This is a genomic window from Streptomyces sp. NPDC029151 (genome assembly GCF_055564315.1).
This window is the reverse complement of record NZ_JBVHWQ010000007.1, coordinates 393,600-417,872: the sequence shown is the minus strand read 5'-3', so window position 1 is coordinate 417,872 and position 24,273 is coordinate 393,600. Positions and strand designations below refer to the sequence as shown.

Annotated in this window: 26 protein-coding genes; 11 read left to right on the top strand and 15 right to left on the bottom strand. The window is 74.1% G+C overall.

The window, feature by feature from the left end; all coding sequences use genetic code 11:
• Positions 1-81 precede the first annotated feature (81 nt).
• Positions 82-948: an esterase/lipase family protein gene (locus ACZ4VF_RS26860; RefSeq protein WP_467929101.1), complete on the top strand. Its 867-nt coding sequence runs from the start codon at positions 82-84 to the stop codon at positions 946-948.
• Positions 949-1,000: 52 nt separating this feature from the next.
• Here ACZ4VF_RS26860 and ACZ4VF_RS26855 read toward each other — a convergent pair whose 3' ends face one another.
• Positions 1,001-1,744: a lytic polysaccharide monooxygenase gene (locus tag ACZ4VF_RS26855; protein WP_467929100.1), complete on the bottom strand. Its 744-nt coding sequence runs from the start codon at positions 1,742-1,744 to the stop codon at positions 1,001-1,003.
• A gap of 177 nt (positions 1,745-1,921) precedes the next feature.
• Here ACZ4VF_RS26855 and ACZ4VF_RS26850 point away from each other — a divergent pair, with 177 nt between their 5' ends.
• On the top strand, positions 1,922-2,389 hold the full coding sequence (locus ACZ4VF_RS26850) for a GNAT family N-acetyltransferase (RefSeq protein ID WP_467929099.1): 468 nt from the start codon (positions 1,922-1,924) through the stop codon (positions 2,387-2,389).
• Positions 2,390-2,411: 22 nt separating this feature from the next.
• Here ACZ4VF_RS26850 and ACZ4VF_RS26845 read toward each other — a convergent pair whose 3' ends face one another.
• A complete protein-coding gene (locus ACZ4VF_RS26845; protein ID WP_358977410.1) occupies positions 2,412-2,546 on the bottom strand; it encodes a hypothetical protein in 135 nt (44 codons plus the stop codon).
• Positions 2,547-2,687: 141 nt separating this feature from the next.
• Here ACZ4VF_RS26845 and ACZ4VF_RS26840 point away from each other — a divergent pair, with 141 nt between their 5' ends.
• Positions 2,688-3,308, top strand: a complete 621-nt coding sequence (locus tag ACZ4VF_RS26840) for a class I SAM-dependent methyltransferase (RefSeq protein WP_467929098.1) — start codon at positions 2,688-2,690, stop codon at positions 3,306-3,308.
• 12 nt (positions 3,309-3,320) lie between these two features.
• Here ACZ4VF_RS26840 and ACZ4VF_RS26835 read toward each other — a convergent pair whose 3' ends face one another.
• Both ACZ4VF_RS26835 and ACZ4VF_RS26830 read right to left on the bottom strand, forming a co-directional pair.
• Complete coding sequence (locus ACZ4VF_RS26835; RefSeq protein ID WP_467929096.1) at positions 3,321-3,824, bottom strand: ribonuclease FAU-1 family protein; 504 nt, start codon at positions 3,822-3,824, stop codon at positions 3,321-3,323.
• A complete protein-coding gene (locus ACZ4VF_RS26830; protein WP_467929095.1) occupies positions 3,805-4,734 on the bottom strand; it encodes a GNAT family N-acetyltransferase in 930 nt (309 codons plus the stop codon). Before ACZ4VF_RS26830 ends, ACZ4VF_RS26835 begins: the two co-directional genes overlap by 20 nt.
• 72 nt (positions 4,735-4,806) lie before the next feature.
• Between ACZ4VF_RS26830 and ACZ4VF_RS26825 the strand changes: the two genes are divergently transcribed.
• Positions 4,807-5,178, top strand: a complete 372-nt coding sequence (locus tag ACZ4VF_RS26825) for a GntR family transcriptional regulator (protein ID WP_467929094.1) — start codon at positions 4,807-4,809, stop codon at positions 5,176-5,178.
• 23 nt (positions 5,179-5,201) lie between these two features.
• On the opposite strand, the gene ACZ4VF_RS26820 is transcribed toward ACZ4VF_RS26825, so the two are convergent.
• Both ACZ4VF_RS26820 and ACZ4VF_RS26815 read right to left on the bottom strand, forming a co-directional pair.
• Complete coding sequence (locus ACZ4VF_RS26820; RefSeq protein WP_467929093.1) at positions 5,202-5,987, bottom strand: DUF72 domain-containing protein; 786 nt, start codon at positions 5,985-5,987, stop codon at positions 5,202-5,204.
• A 15-nt stretch (positions 5,988-6,002) separates the two neighbouring features.
• The gene (locus tag ACZ4VF_RS26815) at positions 6,003-7,097 is read right to left on the bottom strand and encodes a DUF5925 domain-containing protein (RefSeq protein WP_467929091.1); all 1,095 of its coding nucleotides are present in this window, start codon (positions 7,095-7,097) and stop codon (positions 6,003-6,005) included.
• A gap of 273 nt (positions 7,098-7,370) precedes the next feature.
• Between ACZ4VF_RS26815 and ACZ4VF_RS26810 the strand changes: the two genes are divergently transcribed.
• Entirely contained in the window at positions 7,371-8,177 is an 807-nt protein-coding gene (locus ACZ4VF_RS26810) for an SGNH/GDSL hydrolase family protein (protein WP_467929090.1), read from the top strand.
• A gap of 104 nt (positions 8,178-8,281) precedes the next feature.
• On the opposite strand, the gene ACZ4VF_RS26805 is transcribed toward ACZ4VF_RS26810, so the two are convergent.
• The 3 genes from ACZ4VF_RS26805 to ACZ4VF_RS26795 all read right to left on the bottom strand — a co-directional run bounded on the left by ACZ4VF_RS26805 (position 8,282) and on the right by ACZ4VF_RS26795 (position 13,602).
• Positions 8,282-9,910, bottom strand: coding sequence for a HoxN/HupN/NixA family nickel/cobalt transporter (locus ACZ4VF_RS26805; protein ID WP_467929088.1), 1,629 nt, complete (start codon positions 9,908-9,910; stop codon positions 8,282-8,284).
• Positions 9,907-11,970: a tetratricopeptide repeat protein gene (locus ACZ4VF_RS26800; protein ID WP_467929087.1), complete on the bottom strand. Its 2,064-nt coding sequence runs from the start codon at positions 11,968-11,970 to the stop codon at positions 9,907-9,909. The genes ACZ4VF_RS26805 and ACZ4VF_RS26800 overlap by 4 nt, the downstream gene beginning before the upstream one ends.
• 90 nt (positions 11,971-12,060) lie before the next feature.
• Positions 12,061-13,602 carry a DUF4331 domain-containing protein gene (locus ACZ4VF_RS26795; RefSeq protein ID WP_467929085.1) on the bottom strand — a complete coding sequence of 514 codons (1,542 nt, stop codon included), beginning with the start codon at positions 13,600-13,602 and terminating at the stop codon, positions 12,061-12,063.
• A 210-nt stretch (positions 13,603-13,812) separates the two neighbouring features.
• Between ACZ4VF_RS26795 and ACZ4VF_RS26790 the strand changes: the two genes are divergently transcribed.
• The 3 genes from ACZ4VF_RS26790 (at position 13,813) to ACZ4VF_RS26780 (ending at position 15,590) form a co-directional block, all read left to right on the top strand.
• A complete protein-coding gene (locus ACZ4VF_RS26790) occupies positions 13,813-14,355 on the top strand; it encodes a sigma-70 family RNA polymerase sigma factor (RefSeq protein ID WP_467929084.1) in 543 nt (180 codons plus the stop codon).
• The gene (locus ACZ4VF_RS26785; protein WP_467929083.1) at positions 14,352-15,194 is read left to right on the top strand and encodes an anti-sigma factor; all 843 of its coding nucleotides are present in this window, start codon (positions 14,352-14,354) and stop codon (positions 15,192-15,194) included. Before ACZ4VF_RS26790 ends, ACZ4VF_RS26785 begins: the two co-directional genes overlap by 4 nt.
• Before the next feature lie 126 nt (positions 15,195-15,320).
• A complete protein-coding gene (locus ACZ4VF_RS26780) occupies positions 15,321-15,590 on the top strand; it encodes a hypothetical protein (protein ID WP_467929081.1) in 270 nt (89 codons plus the stop codon).
• A 42-nt stretch (positions 15,591-15,632) separates the two neighbouring features.
• Here ACZ4VF_RS26780 and ACZ4VF_RS26775 read toward each other — a convergent pair whose 3' ends face one another.
• The 3 genes from ACZ4VF_RS26775 to ACZ4VF_RS26765 are packed head-to-tail and all read right to left on the bottom strand — an operon-like array spanning position 15,633 to position 18,660.
• The gene (locus tag ACZ4VF_RS26775; RefSeq protein ID WP_467929080.1) at positions 15,633-16,829 is read right to left on the bottom strand and encodes a CaiB/BaiF CoA transferase family protein; all 1,197 of its coding nucleotides are present in this window, start codon (positions 16,827-16,829) and stop codon (positions 15,633-15,635) included.
• 47 nt (positions 16,830-16,876) lie between these two features.
• Complete coding sequence (locus ACZ4VF_RS26770) at positions 16,877-17,626, bottom strand: ABC transporter permease (RefSeq protein ID WP_467929184.1); 750 nt, start codon at positions 17,624-17,626, stop codon at positions 16,877-16,879.
• A 26-nt stretch (positions 17,627-17,652) separates the two neighbouring features.
• Positions 17,653-18,660 carry an ATP-binding cassette domain-containing protein gene (locus ACZ4VF_RS26765; RefSeq protein WP_467929079.1) on the bottom strand — a complete coding sequence of 336 codons (1,008 nt, stop codon included), beginning with the start codon at positions 18,658-18,660 and terminating at the stop codon, positions 17,653-17,655.
• A gap of 63 nt (positions 18,661-18,723) precedes the next feature.
• Here ACZ4VF_RS26765 and ACZ4VF_RS26760 point away from each other — a divergent pair, with 63 nt between their 5' ends.
• Both ACZ4VF_RS26760 and ACZ4VF_RS26755 read left to right on the top strand, forming a co-directional pair.
• Positions 18,724-19,434, top strand: coding sequence for a TetR/AcrR family transcriptional regulator (locus ACZ4VF_RS26760; protein ID WP_467929078.1), 711 nt, complete (start codon positions 18,724-18,726; stop codon positions 19,432-19,434).
• 18 nt (positions 19,435-19,452) lie between these two features.
• On the top strand, positions 19,453-19,989 hold the full coding sequence (locus ACZ4VF_RS26755; RefSeq protein WP_467929076.1) for a nucleotidyltransferase domain-containing protein: 537 nt from the start codon (positions 19,453-19,455) through the stop codon (positions 19,987-19,989).
• Here ACZ4VF_RS26755 and ACZ4VF_RS26750 read toward each other — a convergent pair.
• The 3 genes from ACZ4VF_RS26750 to hmgA all read right to left on the bottom strand — a co-directional run bounded on the left by ACZ4VF_RS26750 (position 19,986) and on the right by hmgA (position 23,374).
• Positions 19,986-21,140, bottom strand: a complete 1,155-nt coding sequence (locus ACZ4VF_RS26750) for a type ISP restriction/modification enzyme (RefSeq protein ID WP_467929075.1) — start codon at positions 21,138-21,140, stop codon at positions 19,986-19,988. The genes ACZ4VF_RS26755 and ACZ4VF_RS26750 overlap by 4 nt on opposite strands.
• A 130-nt stretch (positions 21,141-21,270) precedes the next feature.
• Entirely contained in the window at positions 21,271-22,017 is a 747-nt protein-coding gene (locus tag ACZ4VF_RS26745) for a GntR family transcriptional regulator (RefSeq protein ID WP_467929073.1), read from the bottom strand.
• A 46-nt stretch (positions 22,018-22,063) separates the two neighbouring features.
• A complete protein-coding gene (gene hmgA / locus ACZ4VF_RS26740) occupies positions 22,064-23,374 on the bottom strand; it encodes a homogentisate 1,2-dioxygenase (protein WP_467929072.1) in 1,311 nt (436 codons plus the stop codon).
• Between the two features lie 150 nt (positions 23,375-23,524).
• Here hmgA and ACZ4VF_RS26735 point away from each other — a divergent pair, with 150 nt between their 5' ends.
• Positions 23,525-24,217, top strand: a complete 693-nt coding sequence (locus tag ACZ4VF_RS26735; protein WP_467929070.1) for a hypothetical protein — start codon at positions 23,525-23,527, stop codon at positions 24,215-24,217.
• Positions 24,218-24,273: the final 56 nt, after the last annotated feature.

The following is a 24,273-nucleotide window of genomic DNA, read 5'->3' as shown; positions in this document are numbered from 1 at the left end:
CTTGACAGATGAACAGCATCCTCGTGATCCGGATCACAGGGTTAGGCCCCCACCTCCCTTGAGCCGCAAGGAGATCACACGATGCTGCCTTGGAAGCGAGTGCTCAGACCCCTCACCGCACTCCTCCTCACCGCCGCCGTCGCCGTCGTACCGGCCGCCGCGGCCAGCGCTTCCGACTCCGCCGCCCCCACCTCCGGCTGGAACGACTACTCCTGCAAGCCCTCCACCGCCCACCCCCGCCCCGTCGTCCTCGTCCACGGCACCTTCGGCAACGCGGTCGACAACTGGCTCGGTCTCGCCCCCTACCTGACGAGCCGCGGATACTGCGTCTACTCGCTCGACTACGGCCAACTGCCCGGCGTCCCCCTCTTCCACGGCCTCGGCCCCATCGACGAGTCGGCCGAGCAGCTGTCCGCCTTCGTCGACAAGGTGCTCGCCGCCACCGGAGCCGCCAAGGCCGACCTGGTCGGCCACTCCCAGGGCGGCATGATGCCCCGCTACTACCTGAAGTTCCTCGGCGGAGCCGCCAAGGTGAACGCCCTCGTCGGCATCGCCCCCGACAACCACGGCACCGACCTGGACGGTCTCACCCACCTGCTGCCGTACTTCCCCGGCGCCGAGGACCTGCTCAAGGCCACCACCCCCGGCCTCGCCGACCAGATCACCGGCTCCGCCTTCCTCACCAAGCTCAACACGGGCGGCGACACCGTCCCCGGGGTCCGCTACACGGTCATCGCCACCCAGCACGACGAGGTGGTCACCCCCTGGCGCACCCAGTACCTGAGCGGTTCCGACGTCCGCAACGTCCACCTCCAGGACCTGTGCCCGCTCGACCTCTCCGAACACCTCGCGATCGGCCTGTTCGACCGGATCGCCTTCCACGAGGTGGCCAATTCCCTCGACCCGGCCCACGCCACCGCCACCACCTGCGCCTCCGCGTTCAGCTGAGACGCCGCCGGGGCCTGTCCGGCCTGAGCCGCCGGACAGGCCCCGGAACCCCTCACCGGCGGCGGCCGCCACCCGCCGCGCGCCGCCGCGCGGACGGGAACAGCACCGCGGAACCGGCCGCCGGCGCCGCGGCACCGCCGACCGGGAGCAAGGAGGTGCCGGCGGACGCGCCCGTCCCGGCGAGGTCCGCCGGAGCCCCGGCCGCCTCCGGCCGGTCGGACGCGCCCGTCGCGGACGGCTCCGCCGAGGGCGCGGAGACGCTCGGCGCGGACGCCGTACGGCCGCCGAAGCCGACGTCCGAACAGGAGTGGAAGGCCTCCGGGCTGTCCGAGTACTGCCAGACCGCGTACGGCAGGTGCCGGCCGGACCGCTCGGGCCGGGTGCCGGTGAACGTGTGGGAACCGCCGGACGGGACCCGGTCGGTCACGCGGTACCGGAAGGTATACGACCCCGCGTGCACGCTCGTCGCCGGCCGGCCGGCGGGGGCCGGGTGGAGCCCCTCGGACCCCGGGTCGCCCGCGCTGCACGGCGCGCCGTCCCGGATCGGCTGCCGGAGCCGCCCGGCCGCGTCACCGATCCGGATGCCGTTCCAGTCGTCCAGGGCCTGGGCGCCGCCCGCCGCCACGGCCGCCTCGCACCCCGCCGACCGCGGGCTCTCCGGACCCTCCGCGTGGCACTGCGCGACGCGGCCGGCCGGGTCGCCCATGGAACCGCGCCCGGCCGCGGGGACGGCACGGAGGGCGGCCGCGGGGAGACCGAGCGCGGTCGCGGTGGCGGCCTTGCGGCGTGCTGACATGGGGAGCTCCTCGGAACGGTCCCGGGGGCGGGCCGAATCCCGCGGGGGTGATCAGAAACTAGCCCCGGACGACCGCGAAATCCCCTGCCGGGAGCGGGCGGAGGAGATCCTTATGGCGCTCTTAAGGGAGGGCTCAGGCTGCGCTCAGGCAGATGCCCGGGCGGATAGCGTGCGGGCATGACCGAACGGGACGACAACGACACGGGAGGGGTCCGGCCCGCCGGACCCGAGGACACGGCGGCGGTGAAGGCGGTGACGGACGCGGCCTATCACCCCTACGTCGAGCGCATCGGCGTGGTGCCCCAGCCCATGGAGGCGGACCACGCGGCCGACGTGGCCGCGGGCAGGGTGTTCGTCACGGGGGAGCCCGTCGTCGGGCTGGTGGTGGTCGAGTCGCACGCCGACCATCTCTTCCTGGACAGCATCGCCGTCCACCCCAGTGCCCGCGGCACGGGCGTCGGACGCCGGCTGCTGCACTTCGTCGACGCCCGCGCGCGGGAACTGGGGCTCGGTGAGATCAGGCTCTACACGAACGCGATGATGTGGGAGAACCAGAAGATCTACCCGAGGTACGGCTACGAGGTCGTGGCGCGTCGGGTCGACGGTCCGTACGACCGCGTCCACTACCGCAAGCTGCTGAGCTGACCCCGGCCGGGCCGTGCCCGCGTCAGCCGTCCGGCCACCAGGTCCGGGCGATGTCCTTGCGGACCTCCGGGCGGCCCGCCGGGCGTTCGTCCGCCTCTTCGCGGATCCGGCGGCTGTCCGTCCTCTTCAGGGGCTTCTGCACGGTTGCACGGCGCATGACTGCTGCCTCCTTCAGTGCCTGCCGGGTTCCGCGTTGTCACGGAGGCAGACGCTTGCGGGGAGAGTTCCTCATCGGTGCCGGGTTGTCAGTGGCGGCTGTCACGTCCGCACTGTCAGTGGCGTGTGTCACTCTCTGGGGATGACGAGGGAGAACACGTACGCGGTTGCGGCTGCCCAGGAAACGGACTGGGATGCACAGGCCGCCGCCTTCGATGACGAACCCGACCACGGCCTGCGCGACGCGGAGGTCCGCGCGGCCTGGGCGGACCGGATCCGCGCCTGGCTGCCCGAACCCCCCGCCGACGTCCTCGACCTCGGCTGCGGCACCGGCAGCCTGTCACTCCTCGCCGCCGAGCAGGGGCACCGGGTGACCGGGGTCGACCGGTCCCCGGCGATGGCCGAGCGCGCCCGGACCAAGCTCGCCGGGCACCCCGCGGAGATCCTGTGCGGGGACGCCGGGGCCCCGCCGGTGGGGGACCGGCGCTTCGACGCGGTGCTCGTACGACATGTGCTGTGGGCCCTGCCCGACCCCGCCGCGGCCCTCCGGCACTGGCGCGGCCTGCTCCGCCCCGGAGGCCGGTTCGTGCTGGTCGAGGGCGTCTGGGGCACCCTCGCCCCGGTCGGCGTACCGGCCGCGCGGCTCACCGCCCTGCTGGAGCCGCTCGCCCGGGACGTGCACCTGGAGCACCTGTCCGGGCACGCCCTGCTGTGGGGCAAGGAGGTGGACGACGAGCGGTACGCGGTCGTGGCCCGGGTGTGACGGCGGGGCGGCTCAGGACAGCAGTTCCTCGAAGCCGCCGGCGCGGGACGCCAGCGCCTCCAGCGTGTCGAGCGCGGCCACCGCCGCGGACGCGGCCTCCGGATCGGTCCGTGCGAGCCCGCTCTCGGCGAACTCGTCCTCGTCGAGGCGCCGCACGTCCCGCCCGTCCGCGGAGCGCCACAGGTCCAGGTCCAGGTCCTCCACGACGAGGTCCGAGCCCCGTCGGACCGCAGGGCGCGTGATGTCGCAGTACCAGCCCTTGACCGAGCCGTCGGCGGCCCGCACCTCCTTCACCGAGTACCACCGGTCCCGCCAGTAGTACTCGGTGAACACGTCACCGGGCTCGAACCGCACGAACCCGAAGTCCCGGACCCCGGCGCCCGCCCACGGGGCGCGTACGGCGATCCGGTCGCCGTCGTCCTGGAGCAGCTCCGCCGGGTAACGGATCTTCGTACGGCCCGCCTTGACCAGGACGACCTCCAGCCGTGCGGCCGGCTCAGCCGGATTCACGGACATAGCGCACCTCCGTCGCGCAGATCTCGTAGCCGAGCCGCTTGTTGATCGCGATCATCGGATCGTTGCCGGTGTCGTTGCCGGTGAAGGCCTCGGTGACACCGGCGGCGCGGGCCCGGTGCAGGGAGTGGGTCTTGGCGAGCGCGGCGAGGCCGCGGCCGCGGTGGGCGCGTGCCGTGCCGGTCATCGCCGAGGAGTAGCGGGAGCCGCCGTCGGTGTAGGCCACGGTGAAGGCGACCGGCCGGCCGTCGACGCAGGCGGCGGTGGTCAGCTCCCGGTTCAGCAGCGGATGGTTCCAGGTCTCCGCGAGCCAGGCGTCGTAGTCCGTGAACGCGTGGTCCACGTCGCTCGGTTCGTCGCGCACCGTCTCCGCGTCCAGCTCGAACAGCGGCCGGGGGTCGTCCGCGAAGTCGGCGGCCGTCCGCAGCTCCACGCCCGGCGGGACCTCCGGGAGCGGAGGGAGGGTGCCGTGCGCCAGGTCGAGCCGGAGGAAGTGCGCGCTGCGGCCCCGCCGGTAGCCGCGCCGCTCGGCGAACGCCCGGTTGGCCGGTTCGTCCAGCGCCCAGGCCAGCAGCCTGCTCGCGCCCAGGTCCGTGAGGTACTCCTCGGCGGCCCGGACCAGCAGCCGGCCGGCGCCGCGGTGGGTCCGGTCCGGGCGGACGTAGACGTTCAGGGCGCCCTGTCCCGGGTCGGGGCTGTCGTGGATCAGGTGGACCTGTGCCGTGCCGATGATCTCGCCGTCCTCCTCCGCGACCAGCGGCCGGAACCGGGCGTCGGGGTGGACGTGGGCGACCGTGTGCCGGACCGAGTCCGCGGTGTACAGCATGTAGGGCAGGGCCAGCCGGCGAACATGGGCGAAGCCCTCGGCGTCGGACGGCACGTCGGGGCGCAGAGGGCGCACGAACACTGTCATGAGGAGGCACCGTACGGGGCGGGACGACGGGGCTGCCTCTCATTTTCCCGCGGGTGCGGGACAATCGGCCGTGTGAGCCTGAAGATCCGCATCGATGACAGCGCGCCCCCGTACGAGCAGGTGCGGGCGCAGATCTCCGAGCAGGCGCGGTCCGGGACGCTCCCGGTCGGGTACCGGCTGCCGACCGTACGCGGGCTGGCCGAGTCCCTGGGGCTCGCGGTGAACACGGTGGCCAAGGCGTACCGGGCGCTGGAGAGCGACGGGGTGATCGAGACGCGGGGGCGCAACGGCACGTTCGTGGCTGCCGCCGGCCCGGCCGCCCAGCGGGAGGCTGCCGCCGCCGCGCAGGCCTACGCCGAGCGTGTGCGGCGGCTGGGGCTGGAGGAGGACGAGGCGCTGGGCGCCGCGCGGGACGCCCTGCGGGCGGCGTACGCGGAGGACTGAGCAGGGCTCGGCGCCGCCGGAGATCATCCCGCCGGACGTCGTCCGGGGCTCGTCGGCTCCGGTGTCCTCGTCACCGTCAGGCCCGCCCTCCTCGCCGCCCTGCCGAACGTCACCGCGTCCCGCACCGCCGCGCCCCCGGGGTCGTTGTTGAAGTACGCGTAGACGTCGTCCCCGTCGGACCAGGTGGTCGCGATGCGGTCCACCCAGGTGTCCAGGGAGCGGCGGCCGTAGCGCGGCCAGGGCCGGGCGCGGCCCTGGTGGAAGCGGACGTAGCCCCAGTCGGCGGTGCGCCACAGCGGGGTGACCGGGCGGGCCAGGACGTCCGCCCAGCACAGGGCGGCCTTCCGGGACTCCAGCACCTGCCGTACCCGTGGCGACCACCAGGAGTCGTGGCGGGGCTCGACGGCGACCCGCGTACCCGGGGGGAAACAGGCCAGGCAGGCGTCCAGCAGGTGCGGGTCGGCGCGCAGGGTGGGCGGGAGCTGGAGGAGGACCGGGCCCAGCCGGTCGCCGAGGCCCGCCGCGTGGCTCATCAGGCGGTGCACCGGTTCCTGCGGCTCCCTGAGCCGCTTGATGTGGGTGAGGTACCGGCTGGCCTTGACCGCGACCACGAACTCCGGCGGCACCCGCTCACGCCAGGCGGCGAACGTGTCGTACGACGGCAGCCGGTAGAACGCGTTGTTGACCTCCACCGTCGCGAACAGCCGGGTGTACTCCTCCAGCCACAGCCGCGCCGGCACCCCGGCCGGGTAGACGAGGTCCCGCCAGTCCTTGTACTGCCACCCCGACGTGCCGACGAGCAGGGTCATACCCTCATGAAAGCACTACAGGTACAGCCCCGCGTCCGCGCCCTCCCGCGCACCGGGCACCGAAGTCGGCGCGGTGCCCCGGCGCAGCGCGTACAGCTCGGCCAGGGTCGCCCCCTCACGGCCCACGCCCTCCTCGGTGCCGAGCCAGTTCACCGCCTCCGTGCGGGTCAGCGGGCCCACCTCGATCCGGGCCAGGCAGCGGCCGGGGCGGACCACGGCCGGGTGCAGCCGCTCCAGGTCCTCGTTGGTGGTGACGCCGACCAGCACGTTGCGGCCCTGGCCGAGCAGACCGTCGGTCAGGTTCAGCAGCCGGGACAGCGCCTGGCCCGCCGTGTGCCGGGCCTCGCCGCGGATCAGCTCGTCGCAGTCCTCCAGCAGCAGCAGCCGCCAGCGGCCCTTGCCCGCGCCGTCGTCCTCGCCGATCGCGATGTCCATCAGATAGCCGACGTCGGAGAAGAGCCGCTCCGGGTCCAGCACGCAGTCGACCTGGCACCAGTCCCGCCAGGAGCGGGCCAGGGTGCGCAGCGCGGAGGTCTTGCCGGTGCCCGGCGGACCGTGGAGGAGGAGCAGCCGGCCCGCGATGTCCTCCGGGGTCGTCTTCATCAGGCGGTCCATGGCATCGGCCACCGGAGCCGTGTAGTTGGGCCGGATCTCCTGCCAGGTGCCCGCGGAGATCTGGCGGGTGGTGCGGTGCGGGCCGCGCCGGGGGGAGACGTACCAGAACCCCATCGTCACGTTCTCCGGCTGCGGTTCCGGCTCGTCGGCCGCGCCGTCCGTGGCCTGGCCGAGGATCCGCTCGGCCAGTTCGGCGCTGGTCGCGGTGACCGTGACGTCCGCGCCCCGGTTCCAGCGGGAGACCAGCAGGGTCCAGCCGTCCCCCTCGGCGAGGGTCGCGCTGCGGTCGTCGTCGCGGGCCGTCCGCAGGACACGGGCGCCCTCCGGCAGCAGGGTCGCGCCCGAGCGCACCCGGTCGATGTTCGCGGCGTGCGAGTACGGCTGCTCGCCCGTCGCGAAGCGGCCGAGGAACAGCGCGTCGACGACGTCGGACGGCGAGTCGGAGTCGTCGACGTGGAGCCGGATCGGCAGAGCGTCGTGTGGGTTGGCAGACATGCCGCCATGATCCGTCACAGGTGTGTTCCGTGCACGGCATTTCCCTCCCCGAGTCCGGGTGTTCCCCTGCGCGCCCGTCGCCCGCCCGGCGCCCGTGCGCCGTTCCGCAGCTGACCGTCCGTCAACAGGCGGGGCGTTCACAGGCAATAGATGAGCGGTGAATGTTTCCGGTTGATCTCGTTGGGATCTCAACAGTTTTGGCATGGACACTTCCTGTCAACACGCGTAGCTGCTACCACGGTTGAGGCAGAGATCCTGCTAAAGGGAGGTTCCATGAGACGTTCCCGACTTACCGGATTCGTGACCTCGCTCCTCCTCGCCGCAGGCCTCGGTCTCACCGGGGCCGCTTCGGCGCAGGCTTCCTCGACGGCCGCGGCCGGCGGCTACGTCGCGCTCGGCGACTCCTACTCCTCCGGAGTGGGCGCCGGCAGCTACATCAGCTCCAGCGGCAGCTGCGACCGCAGCACGAAGGCGTACCCGTACCTGTGGAACGCCGCCCACAGCCCCGCCTCGTTCGCCTTCAACGCCTGCTCCGGCGCCACGACGGACGACGTGCTCGCGGGCCAGCTCGGCTCGCTCAACTCCTCCACCTCGCTGGTGTCCCTCACCGTCGGCGGCAACGACGCGGGCTTCGCCGACGTCATGACGACCTGCGTGACCAGCTCCGACAGCACCTGCCTGTCCCGCATCGACACCGCCAAGGCGTACGTCGCCAACACGCTCCCCGGCAAGCTCGACGCCGTCTACAACGCGATCAGCGCCAAAGCCCCGTCCGCCCGGGTCGTCGTCATCGGCTACCCCCGCTTCTACCTGCTCGGCCAGGCGTGCCTCGGCCTGTCCGAGACCAAGCGGTCCGCGATCAACGGTGCCGCCGACTACATCGACACCGCCATCAAGGCCCGCGCCACCGCCCACAACTTCGTCTTCGGCGACGTCCGCACCACGTTCTCCGGCCACGAGATCTGCTCCGGCAGCTCCTGGCTGCACAGCGTCAACTGGCTCGACATCGGCGAGTCGTACCACCCCACCGCGTCCGGCCAGTCCGGCGGCTACCTGCCGGTCTTCACGAACGCGGCCTGACGCACGGCCCGAGGCACGACGGACCCGTACGGGCTCGCCCCTCCGAGTGAATCCGCTCGGGGCGAGCCCGGCGGCGACGGGGAGGCCCCGCCCGACGGGGTCTCTCAGCCGAAGGCGGACGCGGCTCCCTTGAGCACCAGCCCCATGCCCAGCGCCAGTACGGCCAGCGCCGACGCCAGCGGCAGGGTCCGGCGCACCAGCGCGGCCAGCGGGTGGGCCGTCCAGCGCGGGCGCCGCTCCAGCACCCGGGCCGCCCCCGCGCCCAGCCGTACGACGGCGAAGCCGGCGGCGGTGAGCGTCAGCGCGAGACCCGCCCCGTACGCCACGACGAGCAGCAGCCCGAACCAGGCCTTGCCGAGCGCGGCGGCACCGACGAGGACGACCACGGCGGACGGACTGGGCACGAGCCCTCCGGCGAATCCGAGCAGGATCGTGCCGCGGAGGGTGGGGGCGACGGCATGGGTGTGGGTGTGACCGCCGTGGGTGTGGGTGTGGCCTCCATGTGCGTGGTCCCCATGTGCGTGGTCCCCATGTGTGTGGTCCCCGTGTGGGTGGCCGCCGTGTGCGTGGTCCCCGTGCGTATGAGCGTGCGAGTGTGTGTGGTCCCCATGGGTGTGCTCACCACCGTGATGATGGTGATCGGCACCGTGTTCGGCGCCCACAGTCGCCAACTCCCTTGGCCGGACGCGCTCGTGGGGAGGGCCGGCGGCCCGTGCACGACTGTGCCAGGCCCGGCGTACGAGGGTGACGCCCGCCCCGAGCACCAGCGCGCCGCTGGCGATGCCCAGCCAGGAGATCACCGCGGGCGTGGCGGCGGAGCCGGCCGTGACGAGGAGACCCAGGGCGACCACGCCGAGGGTGTGGGTCACGGTGACCGAGGCGGCCAGGGGCAGTACGTCCCGCGGCCGTGCCCGGCCCCCGCGCGCAGCCGCCGTCGCGGCCATCAGCGTCTTGCCGTGGCCCGGCGCCAGGGCGTGCATCGCGCCGAGGACGACGGCGACGAGCAGGGCCAGCGCGGCGAAGCCGAGCGTGAGGTCGTGCCGGGCCACGAGGTCGTCCAGGGCACGGGTCCAGCGGTCGGCGCCCCGGGGCAGCACCGCGGCCCCCGGGGCGTCCTGCCGCTCCTCGGCGAGCGCCGGACCGCCCGGGCGCACGCGCACCGAGGCGGTGGCGGTGTCGGCCGGGGAGGACAGCAGGTCCTTGGGGTACGTGGTCAGTTCGTGCGACACGGACGTGCGGGGTACGTCCGTGGAGGTGAGCGTCATACGGTCGCCGCGCGCGGTGATCTCCCGCCAGCCGGGCCCGCCGGCGGCCCCCGCGCCGTGGAAGCCGAGGGTGACGGACTTCCCCCGGGGAAGCGGCGCGGTGAACCGGCACTCCAGCCGCAGGGTGTTCAGCCCGGCCTGCCCGGGGCGCAGCTCGGCCCGTGCGGAACCGGGCGACAGCGCGGCGGGGCGCCCCTCGACGGTGAGCCCGCTGCCCCGCGCGGCCCCGGCACAGCGCTGTTCGGCCCACGCGGTGAGGCCCAGCCGCTGGATGTCGGGCTTGGCCTGGGTCGCCGGGATCTCGGCGAGGTCCTCCACATGGTCGACACGGAGCCGGCCGGGGGCGGCGACGAGACCGTCGTAGCGGTTGACGGTGAAGTTGCCGAGCGGGTGCGCGCTCGCGGTGCCGGCCGGGAGGAGCGCGAGGGCGCCGGTGGCGACGAGGACGAACGGCAGACGCAGCTTCACTTCGCGGCCTCCAGTGCCGTACGGGCCTCGGCGGCGCCCAGCGGGGAGAAGCCGGGGTTCAGCCTCAGGGCCGACCTGAGGGAGGCACGGCCGTCCCGCGCGTGGCCCGTGGCCAGTTCGATCATGCCGCGGTGGTAGCGGAAGGCGGCGTTGCGGTAGCCGGTGGCGGTGGCCCGGCGGGCGTAGGGCAGGGCCTCCGCGTCATGGCCGTTGACGTGCAGGGCCCAGGCGAGCGCGTCCGCGGTGTGCACGGTGTGCCGGCGGGCCCACTCGGCGCGGGCCGCGCGCAGGGCGGCGGCCTTGTCGCCGTGGTCGGCGGCGGCCAGCGCGGTGTCCAGGTCGGCGTTGACGCCGTTGGCGCGGGCCAGCGCGGTCCAGGCGTCGACCAGCGCGTACTGCCGGCGGGCGCGTGCCCGGTCGCCGGCCGCGCCCCGCGCCTCGTACAGCTCGCCCAGCGCGACCAGCGGACCGGGCAGCGGGGAGCGGGCCACCACCGCCTCCATGTCCTTGATCGCCGCGGCCCGGTCACCGCTCGCGGCCCGGGCGCGGGCCCGGCCCTCCAGCGCCGGGAGGTAGCCGTCGTCGGCGGCGAGGGCGCGGGCGTAGAAGGTGAGGGCGGTCCGGTAGTCGCCCTGGTTCCAGGCGAGCTGGCCGAGCTGGGTGGCGACGTACGCGGTGTCGCCGGGAGAGGCGGCGGCGGACAGGGCCTGGCGCAGCACCCGGCGTGCGGTGCCCACGTCCCCGCGCAGTTCGTGCACGTAGGCGTACCGGGTGAAGACCGGGACGCCCGGCCGGCGGCTGTCGGCGGTCCGCGCGGCCTGCTCCGCCTCGGCGTACCGGCCGAGTTCCACCAGGGCGTCGATCCGGGAGGACAGCGCGCGCTCGCTGTACGGGTTCCGGCGCAGGGCCGCGTCCGCGAAGGCCAGGGCGTCCTTGAAGTCGTGCCGGGCGGCGGCGAGGGCGGCGCGGCCGGCCAGGGCCCGGTCGTCGTCCGGCGCCAGCGACAGGGACCGCTTCAGCGCCCGTTCCGCCTGCGGGTACCGGGACGGGTCCGCCCTGGTCCGCGCCTGCTCGACGTAGGCCAGTCCGAGGGTGGCCCAGCCGCCCTGGTCCTTCGGCTGCGCCCGCAACTGCGCCTGGAGCGCGGTGATGCTCGCGTCCAGGTCCCCGCCGCCCGGCACTCCCGGCTCCACGGCACCGGCGGCGACCGGCACGGACGCCGGCGTCCGGCCGGCGCCGAGCGCGATGGCCCCGCCGGTCATGGCGACCGCCAGCAGCGCGGCGGAGCAGACCAGGTGCAGGGACCGCCGGCGCCGCACGACGGCCGCGACCCGCCGCACGGCGGCGACCCGCTCCTCGCCACCGGCGTGCCCGCCCGGGCCGGAGACCGGCGACTCCTCGGCCCCCGGCTCTTGCGCCGTGCGGACTTCGGCCGTCTGCTCCTCGGCCGTCTGCACGTCGGCCGTCCGCTTCTCGGTCCATGGCTCTTGCGCCGTCCGGGCTTCGGCCGTCTGCTCCTCGGCCGTCTGCACGGCGGCCGTCCGGGCCTCGGCCGCCTGCATGTCGGCCGTCCGCTTCTCGGCCCCCGGCTCCTGCGCCGTCCGGGCTTCGGCCGTCTGCTCCTCGGCCGTCTGCACGGCGGCCGTCGGCTCCTCGGTCCCTGGCTCCTGCGTCGTCCGGGCTTCGGCCGTCTGCTCCTCGGCCGTCTGCACGGCGGCCGTCGGCTCCTCGGTCCCCGGCTCCTGCGCCGTCCGGGCTTCGGCCGTCTGCTCCTCGGCCGCCTGCACGTCGGCCGTCCGGGCCTCGGCCGTCGGCTCCTCGGCCGTCTGCATGTCGGCCGTCCGCTTCTCGGTCCCCGGCTCTTGCGCCGTCCGGACTTCGGCCGTCCGCTCCTCGCCCGTCTGCACGGCGGCCGTCCGCTCATCGGTCCCCGGCTCTTGCGCCGTCCGGACTTCGGCCGTCCGCTCAGCGGCGGTCCGCTTCTCGGCCGTCGGCTCCTCGGCCGTCCGGGCCTCGGCCCTCTGCGCCCTCTTCTCTTCGTCCTGCCCGCGCGGGACCATGCCTTGTCCTCCGTCGGTCGTGTGCTGAGGCGCGGCCCGCCGTGGGGGAGGGGGAGTACGGGCCGCGCCGGTCTCGGTGGGTCGGGGGGGTCAGTACGCGCGCTGCATCCGCCGGCGCCACCAGGCGAAGACGGTGCCCAGCAGCAGGATCCCGGCCGCGCCGGCGGCCGCCGACCCGGCGATCAGCACGGTGTTGCCGGAGCCGCCGGAAGAGGAACCGGCCGGCTGGAGGGCGTCCCCGAGCTGGCTGCGCACGTCCGTCCCCGCCGTCGTGCCCTTGGCGAGGGCGCCGCGGGAACCGGCCGTGGGCTGGGCGACGTACGGGAAGTAGCTCTCGAACTTCCTGTCGTTCTTGTCGACCGCGTCCCCCAGGTCGTTCTTCGAGCCGACCAGTTCGCCCTCCACGACCTGCAGCGCCGCGTCGATCACGTCGTCGCCGAGCCGGCGCCCGTTCGGGAAGCCCGCGTTGTCGCCGTCCAGCACGCCCAGCCGCTTCGGGTGCATGCTCGGCTTGACCGAGGTGTTCAGCCGCAGCTCCTCCGCCGGCTTGACGTTCGGCGGCTGGTTGAGGCCCTTGACGCCCTTCAGGAAGACGTCGACCAGGTCGTTGCGCGGCTCCGCGGGTGCCTTGATCTTGTAGATGGACTCGATGAGCTTCGGCAGCTCGGGGTTGGTGACGTTCTTCAGGAACTGGGCGTCGTACGCGGGCTGCGACGCGTTGAACCTGTCCTTGTCCTTCTGCGGGTTGACGACCTCGTTGACCAACGGGTTGCCGAGGCGCGAGACCTGGCTGTAGTAGCCCTGGGCGTTGCGGCGCTGGGTGGTGGACCAGATGCCGACCACGGGCTGGTGGGCGGACTCGCGGATCAGGTCGTTCGGGACCTGGAGGGCGATGGTGTTGACGTTGTAGCCCTTGAGGGTGTCCCGGCCGACCTCGCTGAGGTTCCCGCCGTACAGCAGGTCGAAGACGCGCAGGTCCGCGAAGAACGGGTCGTCCGCCTGTCCGGCGAAGGTCGCGGCGCCCCCGGCCGTCTTGTGGACCGCCTGCGCCCGCAGCTTGCCGTAGTCCGGCATGGACGCCTTGCCGACGTTCGACGGCGCCACCGGCACGTCGTCGGCCAGCTTGGTCTTCGACATCTCGTGCCCGCCGCGGACCTTGATGAGGTCGATGTCGTAGGTCTGGGTGATGTTGAGGTCCGGGTCGTCCAGGCTGGTGACGGGACCGGTGTTGTAGAGGAACGTGTTCCCGTTCCTCGTGTGCGTCTTGAAGGTGTAGCGGAAGACCAACTCGCCCTGCGCGTCGCCGTTGTTGTCGATGTGGAGGTCGTACTGGGCGTCGTCGGCGAAGGTGTAGAAGTTCGGTCCGCCGGCCGGTTCCTCGAAGGGGATCCAGTTCGCCACGATCGTCGTCGTGTCGGGCTTGTCCGGGCTGACGAACGCGTACAGGTCGGTGTTGTCGTACTGCGGGGTGCCCGAGATCAGCGGGGCCTCCCGGTGGGAGGAGGCGGAGGCCGCCCCGGGTGCCAGCGTGGCGACGCCGGCGGCTGCGAGCCCTCCGGCGGCCAGCGCGCCGCTGATGAGCGTGGCCAGGCCCTTGCGTCCCGTACCGCCCCTGGAGAAGAGAGGTGTCATGCCGTCCGTCCTCAGTGCCGACTTGCCTTTGACGGACGGGTATACGGAGCGGAACCGCCGATCGGTTTGGTCGGGGAGCGAAAAACTTTTTCCCGCTCCGGGACCCGCGTTTTCGGCCCGCTGATCCGTAAGTTCTCGGGGAGGTGTGTCTCGGTGCGGATGCGCGGTGCGCGGGGAAGAGCCGGCTGCGGCCACGGAGAGGGGGCCCGCATGCAGGCGGACGAGCTGCTGGTGCTCGTGGCGGGCGGCGACCAGAGGGCGTTCGAGCAGTTGTACGGGCTCGTGTCCGGGCCGGTGTACGGGCTCGTCCGGCGGGTGGTGCGCGACCCCGCCCAGTCCGAGGAGGTCGCCCAGGAGGTGCTGCTCGAAGTGTGGCGCTCCGCCGCCCGGTTCGACCCCGGCCGGGGCAGCGCCCTGTCCTGGGTCCTCACCCTCGCCCACCGCCGCGCCGTCGACCGGGTGCGCAGCGCCCGCGCGGCCGGGGAGCGCGAGCAGCGCGAGGCCCTGCGCGCCGGGGAACCCGCGTTCGACCAGGTCGCCGAGGAGGTGGAGGCCGGCCTCGAACGCGAGTGGGTGCGCCGCTGCCTGCACCGGCTCACGGCCCTGCAACGCCAGTCGGTGACCCTCGCCTACTACGACGGGTACACCTACCGTGAGGTGGCCGAGCGGCTGAAGCTGCCGCTCGGCACGGTCAAGACACGGATGCGCGACGGACTCACCCGGCTGCGCGACTGCCTGGGAGGCGCCGCATGAGCATCCTCGGCAGGCTGCTGCGCCGCGAGGACCCGCACTCCCTCGCCGCGCCCTACGCGCTCGACGCCCTCGAACCGGGCGAGCGGCGCCGCTTCGAGAAGCACCTGGCGGGCTGCGACCGCTGCGCCGCCGAGGTGCGGGACCTGGCCGAGGACGCGGTCCGGCTCGCCTGGTCCACGGCGGCCCCCGCGCCCGCCGCCCTGCGCGACCGGGTCCTGGCCGCCGTCCGCAGCACCCCGCAGGAGCCGGCGCGCGGTCACGCGGCCGCGCGGGACCGGGCGCCGGCCCGGGAGCGCACGCCCCAGCTGCCGCCGCACGTCTGGGGCACCCAGCCCCCGCCGGGCCGCGCCCGCACGCCCCGGCGGCGCCCCCTGTTCGCCCCGCTCGCCACGGCCACCGCCGCCGCGGCCCTCGTCGTCGCCTCGCTCTTCGCCGTCCAGGCGCACCGCGCCGAGGACCGGCTCGACGCGGAGCAGGCCCGGGCACGTGAGATCGCCCACGTTCTGGCCGCGACCGACGCCCGCGCCGCCAACAGCGAGGACGCGCGGGGCCGCAGTATCGGAGTGATCGCTTCCGCCTCCGAGCGGGAGGCCGTCGTCACCCTCAGCGGATACGGCACCCCGCCCGCCGGACGCGTCCACCAGCTCTGGCTCGTGCGCCCCCGGGTACAACCCCGCTCCCTCGGCCTCCTGGCGGGCGACACGCCCTTGGTCGCGAAGGGCCTCGACACCTCCTCGACGTCACTCGCCGTAACCGTCGAACCTGACGGTGGGTCAGCGCAGCCCACCGGTCAGCCGATTGTCCAACTCACCCTGAAATCGGTCGGATTCGGAGAGTAGTCAAAGAGGGGTGGTCAACCCCCTTACAGGGAAGGTGAATCCTGTGGCCGAGATACACGCGTGCCCCACCGGGGCGATAGGGTTACCCTGCCCGGGCCGGGTGGACTCGTACGGGTGGGGAGTGACATGGAACAGATAACGATGCGCAGCAGGGCCAGGGTCCCTGCGATCACCTGCGGGAGCAGCGCGACCAGTTCGCGCCTCGACCGCCATCTGTCGGTGCTGGCGGGTCCCGCCATACCGCAGCGGGAGACGGTCGAGGCGACCTCGCTGATGCGCGAACTCACGGCGCGTGACACCACGCACCGGCGCAGTGACCGGGGTGCGCGGGTCAGCCGCGTCTCCCTCTTCGCGCCGCTGCGCCGACTGCGCCGTTCGCTGTTCGGCGGTCACTGACCGCGTCGCAGGGCCCCTGACCCCGAGCAGGGGTGCCCGCGCTCAGGCCGCCACACCGTCCCGGCGCAGCGCTGCGATCTCGTCGTCCGTCATCCCCACGGCACGCAGCAGCGCTCCGGTGTGCTGACCGAGTGCGGGCACGTCACCCATCCGTGCCTCGCCCCCGCCCGGCAGCGTGATGGGAGGCAGCAGCGCCTTCAGCGGTCCGGCCGGCGTACCCACCTGACGCCAGCGCTCCCGGGCCGCCAGCTGCGGATGCCCCGCCAGTTCGTGCAGGTCCCGCAGCCGGGCGCAGGCGATGCCCGCCTTCTCCAGCCGTGCCAGCGCCTCCTCGGCGTCCAGCACCGCCAGCGCGCCCCCGACCAGGGCGTCGGTCGACTCCCGGTGCGCCACCCGCGCGGCGTTCGTCGCGTACGCCGGGTCCGTGCCCAGCTCCGGGCGGCCCATGACCTGCTCGGCCAGCCGCCGCCACTCCCGGTCGTTCTGCACCGACAGCAGCACCCGCCCGCCGTCCGCCGTCGGATAGGCGTCGTACGGCGCGATCACGGCGTGCGCGAGTCCCGTACGCGCCGGCGGCTCACCCCCGTGCATCGCGTGGTGCAGCGGATGCCCCATCCACTCGGCGAGCGCCTCCAGCATCGACACCTCCACCGGCCCGCCCCGCCCGGTCGTCCCGCGCCGCACGAGCGCCGCCAGCACACCGGAGAACGCGTACATCGCCGCCGCGATGTCCGCGGCCGGGATGCCCGCCTTCACCGGCTGCTCCGGCGTCCCGGTCACCGACACCAGCCCCGCCTCGCACTGCACGAGCATGTCGTACGCCCGCTTGTCCGCGTACGGCCCCGAGCCGCCGTAGCCCGAGATGTCCACGGCGACCAGCCGCGGGTGCGCGGCGCACAGCGTGGCCGCGTCCAGGCCGAGCCGGGCCGCCGCGCCGTGCGCGAGGTTCTGCACGAACACGTCGGCGTCCGCGACCAGCCGCCGTACGACGTCCAGGCCGCGCGGGTCCTTCAGGTCCAGCGCGATGGATTCCTTGCCGCGGTTGCACCACACGAAGTGCGAGGCGAGACCGCGGGCCGCGGTGTCGTAGCCGCGCGCGAAGTCGCCGCCGTCGACCCGTTCCACCTTGACGACCCTGGCGCCGAGGTCGGCGAGCTGCCGGGTGGCGAAGGGTGCGGACACGGCCTGCTCGACGGCGACGACGGTGATGCCCTCCAGGGGCAGGGGGAGATGATCCATGGGGTGGATGATCTCCCCCGGCCGGCGGCTTTGTCAGCAGTGCGGGTTCACCCGGTCCGCGCGTACCGGCTCACCGCGAGCGGCAGGAACACCGCGGTGAGCAGCAGGCACCAGATCAGCGACCCGGCCACCGGGTGGGCCACCGGCCAGGCGGCGTCCTCCGGGACCGGCGCGTTGCCGAAGAGGTCGCGCAGGGCCGTGGTCACCGCGCTGATCGGGTTCCACTCGGCGAGCGTGCGCAGCCAGCCCGGCAGGTTGTCCGTCGGGATGTAGGCGTTGGACAGCAACGGCAGCACGAAGGAGGAGGCGCCGAGCTGTCCGGCCGCCTCCTCGCTGCGGGTGAGCAGCCCGAGGAGGATCCCGGCGCAGGTGCAGGCGAACCGGAAGAACAGCAGCAGCCCCACGGCGCCGGCCGCCCCGGCCGCCGACCCCTCGATCCGCCAGCCCACCGCGAGACCGGTCAGCAGCAGCGGCACCGCCCCGGCCGCCGTGACCACGAGGTCCGCGACGGCCTGCCCGAGCGGTACGGCGGCCCGGCTCACCGGCATCGTGCGGAACCGGTCCGCCACGCCCCGGTGGGTGTCCTGGGCCGCCTGGAACATGCCGGTCATCAGCCCGCCGGCGGCCGTCGCGACGAGCAGCCCGGGCACCAGGAAGGCGCGGTACTCACGGCCGGGCACGGCCAGGGCGCTGCCGAACACGAAGCCGAAGAACAGCAGCATGTTGACCGGCATGACCTGGGTCAGGACCGCCAGCCCCGGGTTGTTGCGGACCCGGCGCAGCTGCCGGCCGGTCATCGCCAGCCCGTCGTACGCGAACGCCCTCACGCGGCACGCTCCTTGCCGTCGGTGAAGCCCTTGTCGGTGGAGCGGTCGGTGGGGCCGTCGGCGGGCTCGCCGGAGGACTCCCCGGTGAGCCGCAGGAAGACGTCGTCGAGGGTGGGCGGCCGGATGCCCGCGTCCAGCAACGGCACACCGGCCGCGTCCAGTTCGCGCACCAGCCGGGGCAGGGTCAGCGTCGGGTCGGTGGTGACCGCGCCGACCGCGTTCCGGTCCCGGTCGAACACGGGCTCCCGGCCGGTCAGCCGGTCGAGCACGGCCGCCGCCCGGGCGAGCGCGCCGGCGTCCGCGACCACCGCCTCCGCGTACGAGCCGATGACCGCCTTGAGCGCGGCGGGCGAGCCGGTGTGGGCGACCCGGCCCCGGTCCACCAGGGCGATGTCGTCGGCGAGCTGATCGGCCTCCTCCAGGTACTGCGTGGTCAGCAGCACGGTGGTGCCGTCCGCCTTCAGTTCGCGCACCGCCTGCCAGACGCGGGCACGGCTGGCCGGGTCGAGCCCAGTGGTCGGCTCGTCCAGGAACAGCACGTCCGGACGGCGGACCAGGCTCGCGGCGAGGTCGAGGCGGCGCCGCATGCCGCCGGAGTACGCGGACACCCTGCGGTCCGCCGCCTCGGTCAGACCGAAGCGCTCCAGCAGTTCGGCGGCCCGGGCGGCCGGCCCGCGCACCCGGTGCAGCCGGGCGAACAGCCGCAGGTTCTCCCGGCCGGTGAGGTCCCCGTCCACCGAGGCGTACTGCCCGGTGACCCCGATCCGGCGCCGCACCGCCGCCTCCTCCCGCACGAGGTCGTGCCCGGCGATCCGGGCCGAGCCCCCGTCCGGGCGCAGCAGCGTGGTCAGCAGCCGCACCGCCGTCGTCTTCCCCGCCCCGTTCGGGCCCAGCAGTCCGCAGACCGTGCCCTCGGCGACGGCCAGGTCCAGCCCGCGCAGGGCGCGGACGGCGCCGAAGCGCTTCTCCAGACCTTCACTAAGTACAGCGTACGTAGTAGTCATGCCGGGACCATACCGCACTACGTACGCCGTACGTAACTAGGATGGTGCCGAGGTGATCGAACGATGGCAGTCCGAGGGGCCGTCCCCGGGGTGATCTGGGCGCGCCCCGAACGCACCGGCCGGGGTCCGAGGCCGGCGTACACGCGCGACGACATCGCCGCCGCCGCCGTCCGGATCGCCGACGCCGAGGGGCTCGACGCGGTGTCGATGCGGCACGTCGCCGCCGAACTGGGCTGCGGCACCATGTCGCTGTACAACTACGTCCCCCGCAAGGAGGACCTGTACGAGCTGATGGTGGACGCGGCCGGCGGGGAGCACGCCCTCTGGGAGCCGAGCGGGGACTGGCGGGCCGACATGCGCCGCGTGGCCCGGCAGACCCGTGAGCTGATGCGCCGGCACCCGTGGCTGCCCCGCCTGATGTCCCCCGTCTACGGCTTCAGCCCCAACGCCCTGCGCTACCTGGAGCACTGCCTGGCCTGCCTCGACCCGCTGGAGGAGCGGTACGGCACCAAGCTGGAGCTGATCGCGATGCTCAACGGCATGGTCACGACCTACGTCCGCAACGAACTCGACACCGCCGAGCGGGTCCGGGCCCTGCCCTGGTCGGAGGACGAGGAGAACGCGGCCCGCATCGCCTACCTGGGCAGCCGGATCGCCACCGGCGCGTACCCGCGTATGGCGGCGGCCTTCACGGAGGACGCCGGGCCGATCGATCTGGAAGCGGTGTTCGAACGAGCGGTGGAACGCGTCATCGACGCGTTCGCGCCGCGCTAGCCGGAGGCGGGGGCCGAAGTGGACCAGGGGCGGGCGCGGCGTCAGCTCCGCTTGATCGCGGAGGTGCTGGAGGCGGCCCGGGGCGACGGCATCCCGCTCTGGCTGCGGGGCGGCTGGGCGATGGACTTCTTCCTCGGGGAGGTCACCCGGGACCACGGGGACGTCGACTGGTTCGCCTGGGCCAAGGACGCGGAGTCCCTCGGCGGGGCGCTGGTCCGGCTCGGCCACGCACCGGTCCCCGGGCCGCCCGCCGGACTCCAGCTCGACTTCGTGAAGGACGGCCTGGAGAGCAGCTTCACCCTGATCGACAGGGACGCGGCGGGCCGGGTGACGGTGGCCGGCGGCCCCTGGGCCGGCACCCCCTGGCCGGACGGACTGCTCGGCGAGGAGCCCGGCCGCATCGGTGCGCTCCGGGCGCCGATCGTCGACCCGCGCGTGCAGATCGAGATCAAGCGCATGATGCCCGTCTGGGACCCCTCCCGGCCCCGCCGGCCCAAGGACGCGGAGGACATCGCCCGGCTGGAGGCCGCCCTGGGCGGACGGGCCGGCGGCTAGAGCAGCGCGAACTGCCCGTCCGGGCCCTCCTCGTGATGGTCGAGGACCGAGGCGGGACGGCGGGCGGGCGCGGGCACCGGCAGAACGCCCGCCCGGCGCAGCTCCGCCGCCGTGACCGGTGACGTCACCTTCAGCCCGGCCCGCAGCGCCCGCACGTCGGCCAGCAGGGCGAGGACCGTGACGAGCTCCAGCAGCTCCGACGTCCAGGCCTGCGGCCAGCTCGCCGGACGGATCGCGGCGAGCGTACCCGGCTGGGCGGGTGCGGTGCGGGCCGTGAACCAGGCCTCCAGGACCCGGACCCCGGCCACCTCGTGGTCCCAGGCCTCGGGCGGGACGGGGGAGATGCGGCCCTCGTCCAGGTGCAGGGTCTCCTCGTCGCGGTCGTAGCACAGGCCGAGCGGCCGGGCCGGCAGGGGCGCGCGGACGTACGGGCGGCGCCCGCCCGGCAGCTTGGGGCGCTCGCCGTCGCGCCGCAGCAGCCACAGCGTCCGGCGGCCCACGTCCACGCCGGCCGCCCACACGTCGGGGTCCTCGGTGAGCGGGACGGTGAGGCCGGGGCGGGCCGCCGCGAGGATCCAGGCCAGTACGTCCGGCGCAGAGGGGCGGGCGCCCAGCCGGGCCGACAGGTGGTCCAGCAGGCCGGGGGCCAGGTTGGGTTCCGTGCCGCCGGGGCGGCGGTACAGCGGGCGGACACGGCCGGTGCGCAGGACCGGCAGGTGGGAGGTCGCCAGCAGCGGGGTGTCCGGGTCGCCCGTCTCGACGGCGAACACCTGCCGCCCGTCCGCGACCCGCCACAGCTCCGGGCGGGCCGTGTCGAGCAGCCGGTGGTCCGGGATCAGCCACTGCTCGTCGAAGGGGGCGGCCAGGACCCGCACCGGCTCCGCGCAGGGCCCCTCCGCGCGCGCGAGCCGCTCCGTGCCGGTGGTCTGCCCGGGCAGCTGGCCCACCGCCGACTGGAGCGTACGGGCGCGGCTCGGCTCGAACAGGGCCTCCCGGTCCGGCCCCTCGGCCTTCAGCAGGGCGTCCCAGCGGGCCCTCAGCGAGACCGGATCGGGCGCCGCCGGCCAGGCACGGCCCGGCCGCATCGGTGCGACGGACCACGGCATGAGGTCCGCCAGCAGCGGAGCGTCGTCGTGCGTCACGCTGGGCATGGTACGGCAGTCCCGCAGCCCCCGAAGGGGCGCCGGCCGCACCCGGCACCGGCTCCGCCGCGCGGGCACGGCCGGCCGCGCCGGCCCCGCGGAGGACCGGCGGCCGGCGGCCGCGGAACCGGCGGCGCGCCTACGCGTCCAGCGTCACGGTGAACGAGAACCTGTCCCCCCGGTAGTGGATGACGGCCACGTCCAGCACCCGCCCCGCGCTGTCGTACGTCACGCCCGTGTAGTGCAGGATCGGGCTGAGCAGCGGGACCTGGAGCAGGCGGGCGGTCTCCGGGTCGGCGAGCCGGGCCTCCACGGTGTCCGTGATCCGGCTGATGTCCGCCTTCACCACGTCCCGCAGCACCTTGGTCATCGGCCAGCGGACCAGGTCGTCCACGTCGACGCGCTCGGCCAGTTCGGGACGGATGTGGTTGACGGCGTGGTTGGTCGGCTCGCCCGTCTTCTCGTCGCGGCGCAGACGGTGGTACGACGCCACCTCCGCGCAGTCCGGGAAGTGCTCGGCGAGTCCGCCCGGCACCGGCACCCGCCCGTGGCCGAGCAGCTCGGTCGTCATCCCGGACTGCTGGGCCACGATGGCGTCCACCGAGCCCAGCAGCCGGACCGGGGCCCCGCGCCGGACGCCCGGCTCGATGAACGTGCCGCGCCGCCGGTGCCGGCTGATCAGGCCCTCGTCCTCCAGCTCCTTCAGCGCCTGCCGCATGGTCAGCACGCTCACGCCGTAGTGCTCCGCCAGCCGCTCCTCGGTGGGCAGCCGCAGCGGGTCCTCGGGCGAGCGGCCCAGTATCGAGGCGCGCAGCGACTGCGACACCTGGTACCACAGCGGCAGCTTGCGGTTCAGGACGATCGAATCCGGAGCGAAGGAGGTCACGCGGCTATCCGTACCTGGCGGAGAACGTTCGGCGCAACGGCGGCGGTCACCCCCGGAAGTGCCGTTCCAGCCCCTGCCACACGTCGTCGTAGCGCTGCTGGAGGTGTTCGGCGCCCGCCGCGTGCGGGGTGAGGGTGACCGGCCAGCGGGTCTCGAACATGAACGCCAGCCCGTCGTCGATCTTCTGCGGCCGCAGCTCGGCCGCGCTCGCCCGGTCGAAGGTCTCCCGGTCCGGGCCGTGCGCCGACATCATGTTGTGCAGCGAGCCGCCGCCCGGCACGAAGCCCTCCGCCTTGGCGTCGTACGCGCCCTCGACCAGGCCCATGTACTCGCTCATCACGTTCCGGTGGAAGTACGGCGGCCGGAAGGTGTCCTCGCCCACCAGCCAGCGCGGCGCGAAGACCACGAAGTCCACGCCGGCCAGTCCCGGGGTGTCCGAGGGCGAGGTCAGGACCGTGAAGATGGACGGGTCGGGGTGGTCGTAGGAGATGGTGCCGATCACATTGAACCGGCGCAGGTCATAGGCGTACGGCACATGGTTGCCGTGCCAGGCGACCACGTCCAGCGGGCTGTGGTCGTAGGTGGCCGTCCAGAGGTTGCCGCAGAACTTGTTCACCACCTCCACCGGGCCCTCGACGTCCTCGTACGCCGCGACGGGCGCACGGAAGTCCCGGGGATTGGCGAGTCCGTTGGCGCCGATCGGCCCGAGATCGGGCAGTTGGAACGGCGCCCCATAGTTCTCGCACACATACCCTCGGGCCGACTCGTCGAGCAGCTCCACACGGAAGCGCACCCCACGTGGGATCAGCGCTACATGGGAAGGCTCCACATGCAGGCGCCCGAACTCGGTGTGCAGCAGCAGCCCGCCCCGCTCGGGCACGATCAGCAGCTCACCGTCGGCGTCGGAGAAGACGCGCTCCATCGAGGCGTTGGCGTGGTACAGGTGCACGGCCATGCCGGAGCGCTGGGTCGCGTCGCCGTTGCCGCCCAGCGTCCACAGGCCCGCGAGGAAGTCGGTGCCGGCCGGGGGCTGCGGCAGCGGGTTCCAGCGCAGCCGGTTGGGGTCGGGCACCGTCTCGGTGAAGGGGGCCGTGCGGATCGCGCCGTTGTCGGCGCGGGTGAACGCGGGGTGCGCGGCCGAGGGGCGGATGCGGTACAGCCAGGAGCGCCGGTTGTGCGCCCGCGGCTCGGTGAAGGCCGTACCGCTCAGCTGCTCGGCGTACAGGCCGAGCGGCGCGCGCTGCGGCGCGTTGCGGCCCTCGGGCAGGGCGCCCGGCACCGCCTCCGAGGCGTGTTCGTTGCCGAACCCGGTCAGATACGACAGCCCCTCGGCGGTCTTCCGTGCGTCCCCGCTCATCATCGCTCCTCGTGTTCCCGATTCCTATGCATCACCGTAGGAATGAGCGCGGGTCCGCGCAAGAGGGTCCGGGTCCTCCCCCGGAGGTAGGGGCCGAACCAGACCTGAGGGGGATCCGGGCCGCCCGGCCGCTGTTCTACGCTCCCGCTCATGTCATGGACGAAGGGGAAGCACGGGACGCTCGCCGCGCTCGCGGTGTGCGTCCTGCTGCCGCTCGGAGCGGTGGCCTGCACCGCCGGTGAGGCGCACGAGGGCGCGGTCTCGTCCGCGCCGGTGGGCAAGGTGCTGGACGAGACCGACACCACCGGCCGGAACCTGCGGGAAGTGCCCCGGAAGGACGCCCCCGAGGTCGCCGTGGAGGTCACCGAGGACCCGGCCGGCGGCTGGGACGTCCGGCTGTCCTTCCGGCACTTCGCCCTCTCCGCTCCCGGCGCCCGGCCGGTGGCGGTCACCGGCCGCGGCTTCGTCCGCCTCTTCGTGGACGGCCGGCGGGCCGCCCGGATGCAGGGTCCCACCCGCCATCTGGGCGCCGGTTCCGTCCCGCACGGCACCCACCGGATCACCGCGCGCCTGTACGCCGACGACGGCACGGTGTGGGCGGTCCGCGGCAAGCCGGTCGAGAGCGGCGCCGACATCACGGTGTCGGACGCGGAGACGGACACGACCGGTGCGGGCGCGAGCGGCACGGGCACGGCGGTCCCGGACGCGACCGGTACCGGCACGGCGGATACGGAATCGGCCGGTACCGGCACGGCGGCCACGGAATCGGCCCGCGCGGGCACGGCCGGCACGGACGCGGCGAAGGCGCCCGCCGGTGCCGCGTCGCCCGCCGGCCGCGGATGAGCCCCGCCCGCGGATGAGTGCACCGGCCACCCGCCTTCGTACTGTGGGGGGAGGTT